This window comes from Enterococcus sp. C57 (genome assembly GCF_040887305.1).
Classification (GTDB): Bacteria; Bacillota; Bacilli; order Lactobacillales; family Enterococcaceae; genus Enterococcus_B; species Enterococcus_B hirae.
On record NZ_JBFOFP010000004.1, the window covers coordinates 45,552 to 62,202 of the forward strand.

Here is a 16,651-nt window from a genome sequence, read left to right on the forward strand (position 1 = left end):
AGTAAAGTATATAAAGAAGCAATCAGGCTGAATTTTCCTGGTTGCTTCTTTTTTATAGTTGATATGTCTGAATCTCTCAAAGAGTAGAGGTTCAATTATTTCCTTTTTTCATATAATTCATTCAATACAGGTAAATCATGCACTTCGTATTTTTCTTTGAATTGTTTGATTTCTTCTTCTGTATATTTTCTTGGATCAAGATGAAGATCTTCAACCGGTAAAGGACGTTTGTTATTGATTTTTACATCAATTACTACTGGTCGTTGGGATTTTTTAGCGGCATCAAATGCAGGTCTTAATTGGTGATACTCAGTAATCGTGAAACCATCAGCTCCCAGTGCTTCACTCGCTTTTCCGAAGTCAGCCTCTTCTAAAAACACACCAAATTTTTTCTGTTCAGTATCTTCTTGTTCTGCTTCAATAAACCCAAACGATGTATTCGATAAAACCACATTAATAATCGGTAGTTGGTATTTCACTTGTGTAATGATATCTTGCATCACCATTGCAAAACCACCATCACCGCTTAAAGTAAAGACTTGTCGATCAGGATAACTTAATTGTGCGGCAATGCCACCTGGAACACCATTCCCCATGGTAGCGAACCAACCAGAGGTCGTGTGTTTTTGTTTGCCGTTCATGTCTAATAATCGAATGGAATGGATCGTCGTATTCCCAACATCTGTTACAAAAATCGCATCTTCTTCAGCGATCCGATTGATTTCTTTATAAACAGCCTCAGGACGAATCGGTTGGTCTTCAAGGTCAGCGAATGAGTTTAACCAGTTTACCCAATTCGCTTTGTTTTCTTGATTGGCTAGATACCAACGATCTTCAGGACGTGGTTCGCCCAGCTTTGTTAATCTCGCTAATGTGGTATTGGCATCCCCTAAAATGGTATGGGAGGTAGCATGTCTTCGACCAAATTTTGAAGCATCGATGTCCACTTGGATAAATTCAGCCTCTGGGTTAAAGAACGCACGACCAAAAGGAAAGTCACTACCCATAAATAAAATCAAGTCGGCCTCTGCTAATGCTTCATTTGCAGGTTTTGTGGCCACACGTCCAGCAAAGCCTAGAAAGTTTTTATAGTTATCTGGAATGATGCCTTTCGCTAAAACAGAAGCAACAACTGGCATGGAAAAGTGTTCTGTAAAATCTTTGATTTGTGAAAAGCCATTACGAGTGCCTTGTCCAATGTAAAGTACAGGCTTTTTAGCTTTTTCAATAAAAGGAAGAGCAGCAATTATATCTTTTTCATCAGGAAGGATAGTACCTGTTTTATGAGTAGCTGCGTTAGATATTTCCTCTTCTTCAATGTCTGCAAAACCTAAATCAACAGGGATGGTTACAATAGCTACTCCTTTATTTTCATAGGCTGCTTTGATTGCTTCGTCCACGACATGAGGTAAACTTTCAGGTGTCATAACTGTCCGATTATAGACACTAACATCTGCAAAAATTGGATTTTCATTTAATTCTTGGAAAGAGTTATAGTTCATAGCAGTAGTTGCAACTTGTCCAAGCAACGCAACAACTGGAACATGATCCATTTGTGCATCATACAAACCATTGATTAAATGCGTGGCACCTGGTCCAGCAGAACCAAAAACAGCCCCAATTTTTCCTGTTAGTTTCGCATCGGCTGCTGCGGCTAGCGCTCCTACTTCTTCGTGACGTACTTGGATATATTTTATTTGATCTTTTTCATGATAAAGAGCATCCATGATTGAATTAAACGAACCACCAGGAATCCCATAAATGTGCTCGATTCCCCAACTTTCCATTACTTTGACCATTGCGATACCAGCATTGATTGTTGCCATATTCTCCCACTCCTTTATCAAATGAATGATAAAATTTCGTAACTTTATTAATTAAAGTATAGTGCTTTAAGAATAAAAGCCCAACTGATTCGCTTTTTTACACAAACAGTAGTCATGATTTTTTGAATATGCTAGAGTAATAAGTAAAGGCACGAAAGGAGAATAAAATGACAGAATGGCTACTAAGCTTAGCCCCGTGGCAACAAGCATTAGCAGGGACAGCATTTACGTATTTTATGACAGCTCTGGGGGCTGGGTTGGTATTTTTCTTTAAGGAAATCAAGAAAGAAGTATTGAATCTCATGCTTGGTTTCGCTTCGGGGGTCATGATAGCTGCTAGTTTTTGGTCATTGCTTGATCCTGCAATTACGAAAGCTGAAGAAAATGGCGATATCGCTTGGCTAGTCGTCAGTATTGGTTTTGGATTAGGTGGCGTCTTTCTGTACATTGCTGATAAAACGCTTCCGCATATGCATTTTGGCCCACAGCACGAAAAAGAAGGCCTACCTACGCATTTAAAACGAACAATCTTATTAGTTTTTTCGATCACCTTGCACAATATCCCTGAAGGTTTGGCTGTAGGGGTAGCATTTGGGGCTGCCAGTACAGCCGATAATCCAACAGCGGCCGTTTTGGCAGCCATTTCGGTTGCATTGGGTATTGGAATTCAGAATTTTCCGGAAGGTGCAGCTGTTTCGATTCCTTTAAGACAAGAAGGCTTGAGTCGAACAAAGGCATTTATATATGGACAAGCTTCAGGTATTGTTGAACCGATCGCAGGTGTGATTGGTGCGGTGCTAGTGACACGAGTAACCATCCTTTTACCTTATGCACTGGCATTTGCAGCAGGTGCGATGATCTATGTGGTTGTTGAGGAATTAATTCCCGAAGCCCAACAAACATTATCAAGTAAACGACATTTTGCCGTTTTTGGGGTGATGTTAGGTTTTATCATTATGATGGTACTAGATGTAGCTTTAGGGTAATACCATCAAATGATATATCATTTGGAACAACTGATAAAAATATAAAGAAAAAAGCAGCACAAGACTGGGGAATCTGTCGTGTGCTGCTTTTTTCAATATTAGTAATATTTTCGATGATGTCGACGATTTGTTCCAGAAATTACACGAATTAGCCAAATAATGATTGCAATAGGAATGAGTAATTTAATTGCAAACCATAAAATACTAGTAAAAAGGCTAATTACAAAACTACCTATAATCAATACCATTATTAGCATGAAAATAGTTAAAAAAGTATTTCTTTGTCCCATACAAACCCCTCATTTCTTTCTAGTTCCCAAAATAAGTTAAATTTAATAAAAATGTACTTAGAACTTAGCTTAGTTATTAGAGAACCACGATAGTTAAATCCTCTTGTTTCATTGAGTATAGCAGTATAAAGTGAGCGTTACCTCCAACTATAGACTGATTTAGTTGCTTTTTTCTAGCTATCTTTACTACAATAAGTCAGAAAAGGAGGCAAAAATATGCCAAAAAATCGTTTAGAAGCTTTTACCGATGCAGTTATCGCAATCATTATGACTATCTTGGTCTTAGAGCTTCACCAGCCGAACACTGACACTTGGCAAGCGCTAAGTGCCTTAGGATATCGTTTTATGATCTATATTGTCAGCTTTTTTACATTGGTCATCTATTGGAATAATCATCATCATATGTTTCAAGTCGTTCATAAAGTAAATTGGCGAGTTTTATGGGCGAATAGCTTTTTTATCTTTGCTTTATCATTTTTTCCCTTTGTCACGTCTTGGATCAGCGAGTATAGTCATAGTTTAGCGCCAGAGATCACATACGGTGTAGTAACTTTAGGAGCTAATATTGCTTACTATATTTTAGCAAGAGAGTTGGTTCAGTCTGATCCTAAAAATAAAAAGAATATCAAAGAATTACTAGATAACTATCGAAAATCCTACTGGTCAATTGGGTTAAATATTTTAGGAATTATTTTAGGCTATGTCATTACACCAATAGCTGTTTTAGTAACGAATGCTGTGATTTTACTTGGTTGGCTGATCCCTAGCCGTAAAATCGAATCTCAATATAGTAATTAAAGATGTTCAAAAAAATTAAGAGAAATATAACAAAAAGATAAAAAAATGGTCGAACTTCTAGAGGAAAATCTTCCTTGAAGAGGGATGCTTATGATCAATCAAAAAAAATTGAATATCGGTCTAACTACGAGCATGATAACGATCCTTATCTATATAGATCATCGGCAATGTAGTTTATTGGTTATTTTGTTATCTATGATGATTCCATTTGTTGTAGCATTAAAGAAGTAAGTAGCGTTTATTTTTGATCCCGGATCTTTCAGTCTAAAGAATTGAAAGATCCGGGATTCGTTGTATCTAATTATACACAGATACGTATCAGAGAGGTAATCTGTTCCGAAAGTTTTCCACAGGGGATAACGAAAACGAAAAGTTCCAACCTATTGATAAAAGCAGTTATACAATATTTTTGTATAAATATTAAATGAATAGGCAGATAACAATTTATATAGATTAATCCATCTGATTAAATAACTTTTGGTTTTTGAGTATAGTGTTATTTTATCTTTTTAAAATAACGGATTTAATAATTTGTTTATTTTCTTCACAGGAAGGATCGAATAAATTAGGAAAAATGACGAAAAACAAAGGGAACAAGCCGTCTCGAATTAAATAGTTAGTATAAAAGATCAATGGTCGAGTGGGAGAAGAAAAAACAGAAAAGTTATTCGAGGTTCTTTCCATTGAAAAGATAAAAGCCAATCAAATATACCTTGTAGGGGTATATTTGATTGGTCAGTCTGTTGTATGAGTGGCACTTGCGACAGGATAATTTTTTTTATAAGCAAAGTAGCGTGCTTCTTTTTTTGCTAAGCCAAAAGAATCAGATAGCTGTAAATTTTGAGGTGAGAATTGTATGGCGGGGATTGAAAATGTCTGTTTTTGTTTGTCTATAATTGAAATAGAAAAGTTGATTTCTTCTTGTTCGGCATTTGCTAACGTCACATAAGAATGTCTGTCGAAATGGATACCAACTACTGTGTAAATGCCCAGTAATTGAAGTTGATCTCCTTCAATTTTTACTAGTTCATCTTTTGTTGGCACATATTCCATCTTGGCTCCAGTAGTCATTTTCATTTCAGCTTTTGAAGTAACATCTTTTACAGGAGAAGCAAAGTATTCAATCATAAAAAATAAAGCAATTAAACCTAAAAAACTACTAACTATAATAATTGTTTTCTTCACCTTGGACACTCCCATCTAACAGTTATGACGTAAAAAAGTACATTTATGATAAAAATAGTTTTTTAATCATTAAAAATGGTATAATATATGCCTTTTTTTATTAATTTTTGTTATTAATTAATTACTTTAAAAACAGTATAAATTTAAATATAAAAAAAATAAAGCATAAAATACTTAATTTTAGCAGTTTATTTTACTGAAGAAATGTTTCAATCAAATAATTTATTTCGCTAAAATAATTTATTTAGTTATTTTTTAAAATGAGAAGGCGAATGATACTATTTTCTGTTGGCAAGATCAGCATTCTGTTTATTTGAAAGGTCTAAGGGCAAAAAAGGCTATAGATGATCTATTTATAAAATAGGTAGATAGGATTGCTTATTTTTCATATTTTTTATACCCATTTTTACTATTTTTTTGAAAAAAAAATTCTAATTCGTTAAAAATTTTCTTTAAAATATAAATAGGAACATTCAACTAGAAAAAAGTGAATGCTTTTTTCTAGTTGGTAAAAAGAGGGGAGGAAGTAAATGTTAAATATTTTATCGAAAAAAATGAAACGACAGTTACTTCTACTGGAATTGCTTTTTGAAGGAGAAACCTATCGCTTTCAAGATTTAGAATCTCAATTAAAGTGTTCTTCAAAAACATTGAGAAATGACTTGATGGATATCGATTCTTATGCAAAAGAAATTAATATACATACTGATCGTGAGAATGGGATATTTGCAGAAATTGCTCCTCATGTCACAGAAGAATATATTTACCGAATTATTATGAATGAATCGATTGAGTATCAATTTTTAGAAGCAATCGTGTTAAATAAATATACGAACTACTTGGAAGTAACGGAACAACTATTTATTTCAGAGAGCACTTTAAGGCGAATGGTGAAGCGCATCAATCTTTCCTTAGAGCAATATCACTTAAGAATTCGAGGATTGATTCGATTAACGGGAAATACACAATTAATTGAAAAGTTGACGATCCAGTTACTTTTAGAAAAATATGTGTGTTTAGAAGAGGCCTTCAATGAAGAAATTTGTCAAAAAAGTCGTCAATTATACTTAAAATACATAACGAATAATCAACTTCAAGATATAATTCGTAAACTGGAACACCGAAAACATAATCAGCTTTTATTTTATATTGCTATGAAAATTTACCAAGTAAAAAACGAAAAACAATTCATTGAAAAAGAGCAGAACAATCTTTTATGTTTAGGATCAAACGAGAAGCAAAATACTTCTTTATGGTTATCTCTTGAAGAGGATCAGGATCTGATAAAATACATCTTTGAACAGCCGTTTGTTTGTTCGCTACTGGATATACAGAACAACAGCGATGACTACCAACAAAAACCTTATTTAACAAAGATGGTTGGGATATTGCTTGATTATTTGGAAATAAAATATCAGATCAAATGTGAAGAACGACAAGAAATCTGCTATAAAATAATTAATGATGGCGACTATATGGAAAATCTTTCTTTTATTTTATATGATAAACATCATCAGTTTTTAAAACAGATACTTCCAGAAATCGAAAGTATTCAAGTAGGACTAAAGAATTATTTAATTAACAAGGATCAAAAAGAGTTATTAAAGTATATGAAAAATGACGAATTTACCAGAAAATTAGTCGCTTTGTTACTTGTCTACTGGAATGATCTACTAAAAAAGATTGAAACGAGTAAACAAATTAGGGCGTTGATTGTAACCAATTCTGAACAATATGCTAGCTACATTATTGCAAAGCTTGAGCTTTATCTAGGAGGACGATATCGTTTTGTAGCCAGCAAAACCCCGGTAGTTACAGATCAGATGCTACATAAGGAAAACTATGATTGTATTGTTTCCAATACGATGCTGAACAGACAGTTCAATATCCCTATATTTGGTATTTCTATATATCCCAAATCAAGAGAAATTCAAAACTTGATTTTCTTTTATCAACAAACAAGAACAGAAATTACATAGCGTGTTTGATATTTATTAACTTTGAGACATTGTTAGTTTGAACATAGGTGGTCAATAAGGGGAGACGCTGATCAATGGTGAAGGAATATTCCTCAGATAAAAGAGACAAAAAGAAGAGATAGGTTAAAAGTTAACCTAATTTTATGGGCTCTTTGTTAAATGATATGATATTGGTGAAGAGAAATCTTAGAATCATTTGGACAGAAAGAAGAAAAACTTCTTTCTGTTCTTTTAGAGAAGAGAAATATATCCTCATTGTTTTGGTAGTAATTCAAGTAAGTTTGCAGTAAAAATTACTCATTTAATATTAATGAAAAGTTTAATGTACTTTGCTATTATGGACTAATTAATTAGGAGACAAATGGAGGTTCTCAATGGAAGTACTGAGATTAGTTAGTCAATTTTATGCAATTATAGCGATACCCGTCTTTATTTTTTGTGGTTTTAGATTACGTAATCAAAGACGGGCTATGGAAAAGAAGAAAAAAAATAAAGTGAGTGAAATGTTCCCCGAACTTAGTAAAGAGGACTTAAAGCTGAGAAAAACAGCAATTATAAATTATCAAAATATGTATTTGAATACCACTTTTAAAAGAGGTATTCAAATGTTATTGACTGTTGCATTACTTGCAAGTATTATAGGCGCTTTGGTCACTAGTATGCTTTATCAAGATTTTTCGACTAGTTTCCTATTTATCATTGGCTTAACCTTTTGTATTTTACTTCTTAGTATAATCGCTCCGTCAAGTCAGAAACAAGCACAGTTTTGGGAGAATTATCTAAATCAACATCCCGATAATCCATTGAAAATCGTTCTGTTGGACAGGGAAGATGTCGAAAAGATTACTGCAATAAGAAAAAAACAAGTTATTAACTTTATGGTCATCGAGTTAGCTTTTCTGATTTTTTACGTTCTTTATTTTTAGCAAGTTCCCCGTTTTTATACGAATAATCAATTGATTGTCAAAAATAAGAGGGGGAAGAAATTAAACGATTGACTGGCTTCACATGAACGGTATGATACTCTTTGATAGTATTTATAAAAAATAGGAAGTGAACAGCCTTTGATAGAGAAAGATTCATTGGTTGTAAAACAAAAAGAACCGTGAGAGCCTTCTGTGGTTGGCTCCCCGTCAAGTGGACACGGAAATATAATAAAATTTTTAGAGAGCTGTTTGCTAATTTTGTGGCAAACAGTTCTTTTGTTTTTCATTGTTCAAACCTCGGCTGCGCTTGGTTGGCGTATCCCTTAGATGTGCGAAACAAAGGACATTTCACACATCTAAGGGATACGATTATCACGCTGTCATTAAAAGCTGTTGGTGAACTTGTAATGGCGTTTTGGATTTCAAGCATCGTTGATAACGGCCATTGTTATAGTAGTTGATGTAATCTTCGATCATCGATACGAGATCTTCGCGTCTTGTAAATTTACGACGATAGTATTTTTCACGTTTCAATGTTCCCCAGAACCCTTCCATTGGCCCATTATCAATACAATGGGCTACACGAGACATGCTTTGTTTCATCCTTTGATTTTTGATTTTATTTCTCATGTTTTTACTGGTGTACTGAAACCCTCGATCGCTATGGAATAGTGGATGAGCCACAGGTTCAAGTCGAATCGCTTCGTCAAAGGTATCAAAAACCAACTTATTATCATTTCTATCGCTAATGACGAAAGAAACAATACGCCGATCTGCTAAGTCTAGAATGGCACTAAGATAAATTTTTTTTTACTTGGTTTCCTAGAGTGTACTTGAATTCACTGACATCAGTTAACCATTTTTCATTTGGTTTATCTGCATGGAAATTTCTATTTAGATAGTTCTTGGCAATATGAGAAGAGTCAATTCTGATTCATCAGGGCCATAAATTATAGAGCCTTTTTTTGACTATTGTCTCACTCTCTATGTGTAATTATTTTTTATTTCGTTTGTTGAAAGTGTATCCTTTGTTTTCAAGTTCCTTTAATCTAGGTTTAATCTTCTGGATAGTGTAGCTATGATCTATAAATGTATTGTAAGAGTCAAAGTCACGTTTGTTTTCTAATAAAATGTATTGTTTATTTTCAGGAATTATATCAAATTCATGGATTCTATTATTGTCGAGTATTCCCTGAGCCACCCAAAATGAAAGATATTGAGTATCAGAAAGCTGTTCAATAATTTGCCAAACAGACACCGACCAGTCTTCCATTTTTGCATACATATTTTTTGATGAAAGATACGTAATTAACAAAATATCTTTCCGTCTAACATGTTCAAAGTTCTCAATTGAAAGTTCGATGTCTGGAAAAAGAACACCTAACGCCTGAAAGTGTAATTCGCTATATTTTTCAAGCAGATAAAGTTCTTGAGAAAAGTCAAAATCATACTCATTCAATATATTATGCCAAGAATCGTATATCTCTTTACGAATTTGCTCATCACTTTTATGCGCTCGCTTATCTGGAATACCCCACGTATTATTTCCCATATACCGTTTTCTAGGCATTAATTCTTCATTTTTTTCGTTGATAACATACTGTATTAGAGGACTATACTTGTATCCCTTTACTAATTTTAAAGTTGCAACAAAGATTATCTGTTTTTTGTCTTTTTCAAAGTCTTTATAGTTACTAGTTACATAAGTGTAAAAGTCTGAGTCCATGTCAGATAAGAGGTTACGTGTTAAGGACTCATTATCCTGTATAAACGAATTTAAAACTTGAACTGTTTGATTTGAAGGCTGCTCATACAAAAAGTATCCTTGTCTATTTTTTATAAATGGGTATGGATATCCTTCATTTTCTGTTCGCTGCATTGCATATAAAAGTGAATGAAGAATATCTTTGTTAGTAGAAATAAGAACTTCTTTTTCTTGATTCTGAAATTGCTCTGCAAAGTCAAATTCAGAATTAGATAGTAAGGTATTATAATGATCTGGATGAAACAGATAGACGTATATAACTAGTAGTTGATGGATGGGTTGAACATAATTCAGTTTTTCACGAGTAAAAAACTCATTATTTACGTAATCATTAAACTGTTCACGCTCACGTAAGTTACGTTGTTCATTGATTACCATCCTTTTAAACTCATCAGGAACAGAGAAGTATAGTTTGTTTTCCAATACGTTAAAATACTCGTTCCAGATATTCTGTGGTTGTAAAGCAAAAGGAAGTTCCACTTTGCGACTTATAATTTTTTGAAGAAATTTGCCATCATTTTGTGATAATTTACTGTAGTCTCCTACAAAAATGATAGGTATTCTATTTTCAAGAATATTAAATAATGTATATATTTGTTCCTGCAAGGGAGAATCAATTCTATCAAAATCATCTATAACTAGAACCTTGTTTCTAAAAGGATATTTTTTAAGTATCAATACGTAAAATGAATCAGATTTTATCTTAAAAAAGCTCCATACTGCTACAATCAAAGCTACTAATCCAGCAATTTGTGATATTAAAAGAGTACCCAAAAATTTAGAAAGCCCTAGATTTACAAGGTCTGTCATTAAGATTGAGATAACGACAGATAAAATCATAGCAGATCTTAAAATCCAGTATGTTTTTGGTAATAGTTTTGAAAAAGCGATAGAAACTACTGAACGCTCATCAGTCACTCTCCAAAAATCTAAAGTAATAAATCTCTTTTTGATTTCTTTTTTTGCTTTTTTTTCAGCTTCTCTTAGAAATTCTGTTTTTCCAGACCCCCATGCACCATTAAGAAAATAAGTTTTATTCTCTTTCAATAAATCTGAGAAGTTCTTTGCGGATACTGTAGTGTCAATGTGAGTAAGTCCAATAAATTCTGTTTGATAATCTTCGTTTAATACATGATGCAATTGCCAAGTCCTCCTTGTTTTAATATTTTATGAAGCATATCTAAGTTATTTGAGTACTCCTAGAATCTTTTTGAAAGTGTTCCCATCTTGCTCATATCCGTTGAACCGTTTCTTCAGTCTTTGGGCGGAGAGGGCAGATACATCGCTACCTAAAAATAAATCAATCACTAAATCGTCCAGTTGAGAATAGCATAATATCAAATCATCTATCAATGGAGTGATATAGATTTTGAACATAAAACGTTGAATATAAATAAGACACTTAATTATGAAAATAGTATTACCTATGAATTTGTTGAGCCTGAAATTTAAGCTAGTAAACGAGTGATTACTTTAGATGATGTAACAATTAACTACTTGCAAAAGTGGAAGCAACGGCAAGATGAACAAAAAGGAATGAACTTTATTTTATCTTATAATAGTGTTTTTACTCAAAATTATACTCTTCGGCATATTATAAGAAGATATGCTGATGTTGCAAAAGTACACAGTATAAGGATACACGCATTAAGACATTCACATGCTTCGCTCCTTATTAGTATGGGCATGAATGCATATTGGTAAAGGATCGCTTAGGACATGAGGATATTCAAACTACTTTAGGGACTTATGGACATTTATATCCCAACACGAATTTTACAGTTGCGGAATCTTTAAATAATTATATAAAGGTTGACTTACCAGAAGAGAGCCTAGTAAAAGATGTTAAAAATCAATTTAAAAATTAAATAAAGAGTCAAAAATGATTATTGACTCTTTATTTTTAGTTCTATTATCTATTTCATTTACAAAATTAGAAATATTTTATTTATATATATACTAAAAATTAGCATTGACTTACTTTTTAATAAACTCTTCCAATGCGTTATTGGAACGACTTAGATAAGAACAAGTAAAAGTACCTTTTCCGGTACCATCAATTAATACACCTGAATAAGGTTTTCCATAGTTATAAGGCTTTAGTCCAGACGCAACAATTACACCTTCCATAGAACGTGCTTGATAATCACTCATTGTATCTGTAAGCTGAATTAACGCTATTCCATGTTGGCTAGCATAATTAACAGCTCCACTTTGAAAATTCGATGTAGAAATTAGGATACCTTTATGAGCACCTATTGAATTAATCTTTGAATGTAATATTTGTACTTTTTCTCTATTAATTGGTGATTTGTAATGTTTACATTCAATTAGTGTTTTATATGTTACACCCATTAAAGAAAATTCAATATATCCATCAATTTGATAATTACCATCAAATGTTTCAATGATCTTGTCGTGTTCAATTACTAAGTTTTCAAGGTTTTTGGTTTGTTCCTTTAGAACGTCTAAAGAGTAACGTTCAAATTGCTCAGGTGTTAGTTCAAAAGTTTTATCTATAGTTGGATTAAACATATTTCACCTTCAGTTCAAATAAATTAAAATCTTTTATCTTTAGATAATCTCCAGTAATGTAATCCTAAAGCAGTTAATTTACATGATTTACTATTCATTGCAGCAAAATACATGTGTTCTGTCCCCACAGGTTCTATTAAACCTACACTCTCGTATAGTTGTAGTGTTTTAAACTTAGAAACATTATTTTCATCTGCATAAGGTTCAATTATTTTATGTTCTTGTTTTGGATCATTGGTAAACTCAAAAGATGGATCTAATTGAAATTCATCGCTGGAATTTGGGAAGAAAGTTGATAATTTTCGTAAAAGTTCTTTTGGTACACGTGGATCAATAGATCGTATAGGTAAAAATCTTGAAATATTAGTTTTAAAAACAGGGCGTTGTTCCCAAGTACCTAAAGATTGATCAATAAATGAATATAAGCTAGCAGGAGTTATATTCCCAGTTATGTCTGAGGCACTTCCTCTTAACCCTTGCAATAACAAGTTTGTGAATATACCATGACCGGATACTTCCATAGATACTTCATCACGCATACTTGCTGACATTATTGTGACTCCTTCTCCAAGGAAGGATTCTGTACCCTGAATAACTCCTGATTCACCAAATTTTCCAGAAAAACAACAATCTAATATAATAATTTTATTTCGACACTTTGAAGCATTAGCTAATCTCAATACTTCAGTCATGGGTACTCCTAAGTCATAATTTTTAAAGTCGGGTGTTACTAAATATCCTGATCCTGAATCACTACCGTGTCCAGAAAAATATAGTAATGCAATATCAGCATCTCCTGAAAATAATTTTTCTATAGACCTAAGTAAATCTGCTTTAGTAGCAACATTGTTTAATTGGACAACTTCAAAATTTGGTGAACCGTCACCATTAGTTTGTAAAAGTTCTGTTACTGCATTTGCATCATTTATACAGCCACTGAGGGGAATGATAGGGTAATCATCTATACCTATTACTAGCGCTTTTTTCATAATTGTAACTCCTATAAATTATTAATCCAAGATGCAATATTTGCCCATTTCCAATCTCTCATTTTATAAGATGGTAGTTCAGGAGGAATTTTAACATCTAGATGGTTATCATTTCCCCAAATTCCCAAAACCGGAATTTTTTCTTCAGAAGCACATTTGATTTCCCAACGTTCCCCATCAGCATTCATTGTGTTTTTTGTCACAATTGCAATTACTCCATCACAACCTTTTATTTTCGTTCTACATCTAGTCTTCCAAGAATCATTCCAAGGCTGTTTTACAGACATATCAACAAACTCAAATGGACTGTTTGTATTTTTTGCCTGACCAACTAAAAAATCTCTCAAGTTAGAATCTTCGATTGCAAAGCTAATAAATATTCGTTTCATTTTTTATTTCCTCCGATCAATATTTATATTTATATTATACATTGCTAAAATTTTTTAAGTAGTCTATAAATGAAGAAAAATATTATATTATCAGATGTTTTATTTAAAGTTGTGATAAAAGTGTGATAATGAAAAAACAAACAGCCAACAAACATTGGTTTAACCACGTTTGTTGGCTGTTTTTCATTATTCCCACTCCACAGTTGCAGGTGGTTTAGAAGTGATGTCGTACACGATACGGTTGACGTGAGCGACTTCGTTTACGATGCGGACAGAGATTTTTTGTAAAACATCCCATGGGATACGGGCAAAGTCTGCTGTCATCCCATCAATAGAAGTGACTGCACGGATACCTACTGTATAGTCGTAAGTACGGCCATCGCCCATTACGCCGACAGAGCGGATTCCTGGTAGAACAGTGAAATATTGCCAAATGTCACGATCTAAGCCAGCTGCTGCGATTTCTTCACGTAAGATCGCATCTGATTCACGGACGATTTCTAGTTTTTCTTCACTGATTTCACCCAAGACACGGATACCTAGACCAGGACCTGGGAAAGGTTGACGCCAAACGATTGAATCTGGCATTCCTAGTTGTGTTCCTAATTCACGGACTTCATCTTTGAATAATGTGTTCAAAGGTTCAATCAATTGGAATTGCATGTCTTCTGGTAGTCCACCCACGTTATGGTGAGATTTGATCGTTTGAGCAGTTTCCGTTCCACTTTCGATCACATCAGTATAAAGTGTTCCTTGGGCTAAGAAAGCAATTCCTTCTTCTCCCGCTAATTTTGTTGCTTCATCATCAAAAACATACACAAATTCATTACCAATGATTTTACGTTTTTGCTCAGGATCAGAAACGCCGGCTAACTTGTCTAAGAAACGTTTTCTTGCATCCACTTTGATAATATTTAGACCAAATTTCCCGCCTAAACTTTCCATTACTTGGTCTGCTTCACCTTTACGCAATAAACCATGGTCAACAAAGATGGAAGTTAGCTGATCACCGATTGCTTTTTGTAGAAGAACACCAACGACACTAGAATCCACGCCGCCAGAAAGTCCAAGCAATACTTTTTTATCGCCAACTTGTTCACGAATTTTTTCGATTTGCATATCGATGAAGTTATTCATTGTCCAGTTTCCTTCACAATGACAAACATCAAAAGCAAAATGACGGAGTAATTCGATTCCGTATTCAGAATGACGAACTTCTGCATGGAATTGGATACCATAGAAATTACGTTTTGTATCTTGGATGGATGCGATCGGGCAGTCTTTACTTGTACCAACGATTTCAAATCCTTCAGGAACTTGGGTTACTAAGTCCCCGTGGCTCATCCAAACGGTTTGTTGTTTAGGTGTGTCATTGAACAATACTGCATCGTCACTGGTTACTTCTAACTGAGCTTTTCCGTATTCACGGTTTTTAGCTGGTTCAACTTTCCCACCTAGCTTATACGTAATCAATTGCATACCGTAGCAAATACCCAATACAGGAATCCCTAAGTTAAAGATTTCTGGATCGATTCCAAAAGCATTTTCATCATACACACTGTTAGGACCACCGGAAAGAATGATTCCTTTTGGATTCATTGCTTTTACTTCTTCAGCAGAAACCCGATGGCTCAATAATTCAGAAAAAACTCCTAAATCACGGATGCGTCGTGTAATCAATTGGTTATACTGGCTACCGTAGTCTAATACGATAATCTTTTCAACGTTTGTCATGTCGGCAACGTTTGTCACATTTATTACCCCTATCCCTTTAAATTTTATCTCAAAATAGAATAAACTATTTTAAAATGCTAATATTTTCGCATGAAAATCGAATCAATAATATGATTTTCAGTTTTATGGAGAATTATATCTGCTCTGCCACGAGTAGGCAAGATATATTCGTTTAAATTTTTCAAATTCACATTTTTCCATACTTCTTGCGCCATTTTAAATGCATCGTCACGATCGCCAATAGCAAATTGATAGTAATAATTTTGTGGATTTTGAAAAGCGGTGTCGAGTAAGGCACCGAATCGATCTAAATACCATTTTTCAATTAATGATGAATCAGCATCAACATAAACAGAAAAATCAAAAAAATCACTGACATAGATTTGTTGATTAGCAGGCAGTTGCAGCGTGTTGATTCCTTCAACAATCAGAATATCAGGTTGTTGGATCAATTCATATTCGCCAGGAATGATATTGTAAATGTCATGTGAATAAACAGGTACTTTTATTTCTTCCTGACCGGATTTTACTCGATTAAGAAAATCAATCAACATCTCCATATCATAACTTTCTGGGAACCCTTTACGATTCATGATCCCTCGTTCTTTTAACGTTTCATTAGGATATAAAAAACCATCAGTTGTAATCAACTGAACATTCCTGCGTTTAAATGTACGTGATAAGATCGTTTGTAACAGGCGAGCTGTTGTGCTTTTTCCAACGGCAACACTCCCAGCAATTCCAATAATAAATGGCGGTACTTCGACATATTTATGAAGAAATAGACCTTTACTTAACGAAAGAGATTCAAATTCTTTCATATATAGATAAATCAAATGAGCAAGAGGAACATAGATATCTCGAACATCTTGCATTGAAATACGGTCATTTAAACTTTTGATGTTATCTAGCTCGTCTTGGGTCAAAGGTGCTTGTCCATTACGATAAAATTCACGCCATTCTTCTCTTGCCACACGGTAGTAGTTCATTGGATCATTCATAATAGCCTCCTGCATTCTCCCATCAATGGAATCATTTTAACATAAAACACGGCTAAACCCCACCACTAAACGAGAATGGTTATAAGTCTCTTATTTTTAAGTGAATAACTGTTAACTGAATAAATAAAAAGGATGACATATCAAAATTCATTCTGTTCGTGTTTCTGATCAACTATTTATTTAAACTAGGAAAAATAGACATTGCATGCCAATTGATAAAAGGATAGACTAAGAAACAAGAAACAAGA

At 33.7% G+C, this 16,651-nt stretch carries 16 protein-coding genes and 1 pseudogene; 6 read left to right on the top strand and 11 right to left on the bottom strand.

All coding sequences use genetic code 11. The annotated features are described in order from the left end of the window. Positions 1 to 95: 95 nt before the first annotated feature. Positions 96 to 1,826: a pyruvate oxidase gene (gene spxB, locus AB5M32_RS05800; protein WP_178286999.1), complete on the bottom strand. Its 1,731-nt coding sequence runs from the start codon at positions 1,824 to 1,826 to the stop codon at positions 96 to 98. A gap of 167 nt (positions 1,827 to 1,993) precedes the next feature. Here spxB and AB5M32_RS05805 point away from each other — a divergent pair, with 167 nt between their 5' ends. Continuing rightward, entirely contained in the window at positions 1,994 to 2,812 is an 819-nt protein-coding gene (locus tag AB5M32_RS05805) for a ZIP family metal transporter (protein WP_010720486.1), read from the top strand. Positions 2,813 to 2,910: 98 nt separating this feature from the next. On the opposite strand, the gene AB5M32_RS05810 is transcribed toward AB5M32_RS05805, so the two are convergent. Beyond that, positions 2,911 to 3,102: a hypothetical protein gene (locus tag AB5M32_RS05810; RefSeq protein ID WP_010720485.1), complete on the bottom strand. Its 192-nt coding sequence runs from the start codon at positions 3,100 to 3,102 to the stop codon at positions 2,911 to 2,913. A gap of 216 nt (positions 3,103 to 3,318) precedes the next feature. Between AB5M32_RS05810 and AB5M32_RS05815 the strand changes: the two genes are divergently transcribed. Together AB5M32_RS05815 and AB5M32_RS05820 are read left to right on the top strand one after the other, a co-directional pair. Beyond that, a complete protein-coding gene (locus AB5M32_RS05815) occupies positions 3,319 to 3,900 on the top strand; it encodes a TMEM175 family protein (RefSeq protein WP_010720484.1) in 582 nt (193 codons plus the stop codon). 90 nt (positions 3,901 to 3,990) lie between these two features. Next, on the top strand, positions 3,991 to 4,131 hold the full coding sequence (locus tag AB5M32_RS05820) for a hypothetical protein (RefSeq protein ID WP_014834373.1): 141 nt from the start codon (positions 3,991 to 3,993) through the stop codon (positions 4,129 to 4,131). Between the two features lie 504 nt (positions 4,132 to 4,635). Here the strand turns inward: AB5M32_RS05820 and AB5M32_RS05825 are convergent. Further along, a complete protein-coding gene (locus tag AB5M32_RS05825; protein ID WP_010720483.1) occupies positions 4,636 to 5,085 on the bottom strand; it encodes a hypothetical protein in 450 nt (149 codons plus the stop codon). Between the two features lie 530 nt (positions 5,086 to 5,615). Here AB5M32_RS05825 and AB5M32_RS05830 point away from each other — a divergent pair. Together AB5M32_RS05830 and AB5M32_RS05835 are read left to right on the top strand one after the other, a co-directional pair. Next, a complete protein-coding gene (locus AB5M32_RS05830; protein WP_178286997.1) occupies positions 5,616 to 7,064 on the top strand; it encodes a helix-turn-helix domain-containing protein in 1,449 nt (482 codons plus the stop codon). A 374-nt stretch (positions 7,065 to 7,438) separates the two neighbouring features. Then, a complete protein-coding gene (locus tag AB5M32_RS05835; RefSeq protein ID WP_010720481.1) occupies positions 7,439 to 7,990 on the top strand; it encodes a hypothetical protein in 552 nt (183 codons plus the stop codon). Positions 7,991 to 8,362: 372 nt separating this feature from the next. Here AB5M32_RS05835 and AB5M32_RS05840 read toward each other — a convergent pair whose 3' ends face one another. The 3 genes from AB5M32_RS05840 to AB5M32_RS05850 form a co-directional block, all read right to left on the bottom strand. After that, a complete protein-coding gene (locus AB5M32_RS05840; RefSeq protein ID WP_218620175.1) occupies positions 8,363 to 8,794 on the bottom strand; it encodes an IS3 family transposase in 432 nt (143 codons plus the stop codon). A gap of 190 nt (positions 8,795 to 8,984) precedes the next feature. Further along, complete coding sequence (locus AB5M32_RS05845; protein ID WP_178286995.1) at positions 8,985 to 10,895, bottom strand: P-loop NTPase fold protein; 1,911 nt, start codon at positions 10,893 to 10,895, stop codon at positions 8,985 to 8,987. A gap of 45 nt (positions 10,896 to 10,940) precedes the next feature. After that, entirely contained in the window at positions 10,941 to 11,132 is a 192-nt protein-coding gene (locus AB5M32_RS05850) for a DNA methyltransferase (protein ID WP_368024364.1), read from the bottom strand. Between AB5M32_RS05850 and AB5M32_RS05855 the strand changes: the two are divergent. Continuing rightward, a pseudogene (locus tag AB5M32_RS05855) lies at positions 11,100 to 11,542 on the top strand (site-specific integrase); the annotation flags it as partial. The gene AB5M32_RS05850 and the pseudogene AB5M32_RS05855 overlap by 33 nt on opposite strands. A 190-nt stretch (positions 11,543 to 11,732) precedes the next feature. On the opposite strand, the gene AB5M32_RS05860 reads toward AB5M32_RS05855, so the two are convergent. The 5 genes from AB5M32_RS05860 to coaA form a co-directional block, all read right to left on the bottom strand. Beyond that, positions 11,733 to 12,290, bottom strand: coding sequence for a restriction endonuclease (locus AB5M32_RS05860; protein WP_178286991.1), 558 nt, complete (start codon positions 12,288 to 12,290; stop codon positions 11,733 to 11,735). 23 nt (positions 12,291 to 12,313) lie between these two features. Next, positions 12,314 to 13,279: a caspase family protein gene (locus AB5M32_RS05865; RefSeq protein ID WP_178286989.1), complete on the bottom strand. Its 966-nt coding sequence runs from the start codon at positions 13,277 to 13,279 to the stop codon at positions 12,314 to 12,316. A gap of 11 nt (positions 13,280 to 13,290) precedes the next feature. Further along, entirely contained in the window at positions 13,291 to 13,668 is a 378-nt protein-coding gene (locus AB5M32_RS05870; protein ID WP_178286987.1) for a TIR domain-containing protein, read from the bottom strand. Positions 13,669 to 13,854: 186 nt separating this feature from the next. Next, a complete protein-coding gene (guaA, locus tag AB5M32_RS05875; RefSeq protein WP_010720480.1) occupies positions 13,855 to 15,420 on the bottom strand; it encodes a glutamine-hydrolyzing GMP synthase in 1,566 nt (521 codons plus the stop codon). Between the two features lie 59 nt (positions 15,421 to 15,479). After that, complete coding sequence (gene coaA, locus AB5M32_RS05880; RefSeq protein ID WP_010720479.1) at positions 15,480 to 16,403, bottom strand: type I pantothenate kinase; 924 nt, start codon at positions 16,401 to 16,403, stop codon at positions 15,480 to 15,482. Between the last annotated feature and the right edge of the window lie 248 nt (positions 16,404 to 16,651).

Excerpts from the sequence above, each read along its gene's own strand:
- spxB (WP_178286999.1), bottom strand. The coding sequence starts at position 1,826 with ATGGCAACAATCAATGCTGGTATCGCAATGGTCAAAGTAATGGAAAGT.
- AB5M32_RS05805 (WP_010720486.1), top strand. The coding sequence starts at position 1,994 with ATGACAGAATGGCTACTAAGCTTAGCCCCGTGGCAACAAGCATTAGCA.
- AB5M32_RS05810 (WP_010720485.1), bottom strand. The coding sequence starts at position 3,102 with ATGGGACAAAGAAATACTTTTTTAACTATTTTCATGCTAATAATGGTA.
- AB5M32_RS05815 (WP_010720484.1), top strand. The coding sequence starts at position 3,319 with ATGCCAAAAAATCGTTTAGAAGCTTTTACCGATGCAGTTATCGCAATC.
- AB5M32_RS05820 (WP_014834373.1), top strand. The coding sequence starts at position 3,991 with ATGATCAATCAAAAAAAATTGAATATCGGTCTAACTACGAGCATGATA.
- AB5M32_RS05830 (WP_178286997.1), top strand. The coding sequence starts at position 5,616 with ATGTTAAATATTTTATCGAAAAAAATGAAACGACAGTTACTTCTACTG.
- AB5M32_RS05835 (WP_010720481.1), top strand. The coding sequence starts at position 7,439 with ATGGAAGTACTGAGATTAGTTAGTCAATTTTATGCAATTATAGCGATA.
- AB5M32_RS05850 (WP_368024364.1), bottom strand. The coding sequence starts at position 11,132 with ATGTTCAAAATCTATATCACTCCATTGATAGATGATTTGATATTATGC.
- AB5M32_RS05860 (WP_178286991.1), bottom strand. The coding sequence starts at position 12,290 with ATGTTTAATCCAACTATAGATAAAACTTTTGAACTAACACCTGAGCAA.
- AB5M32_RS05865 (WP_178286989.1), bottom strand. The coding sequence starts at position 13,279 with ATGAAAAAAGCGCTAGTAATAGGTATAGATGATTACCCTATCATTCCC.
- AB5M32_RS05870 (WP_178286987.1), bottom strand. The coding sequence starts at position 13,668 with ATGAAACGAATATTTATTAGCTTTGCAATCGAAGATTCTAACTTGAGA.
- coaA (WP_010720479.1), bottom strand. The coding sequence starts at position 16,403 with ATGAATGATCCAATGAACTACTACCGTGTGGCAAGAGAAGAATGGCGT.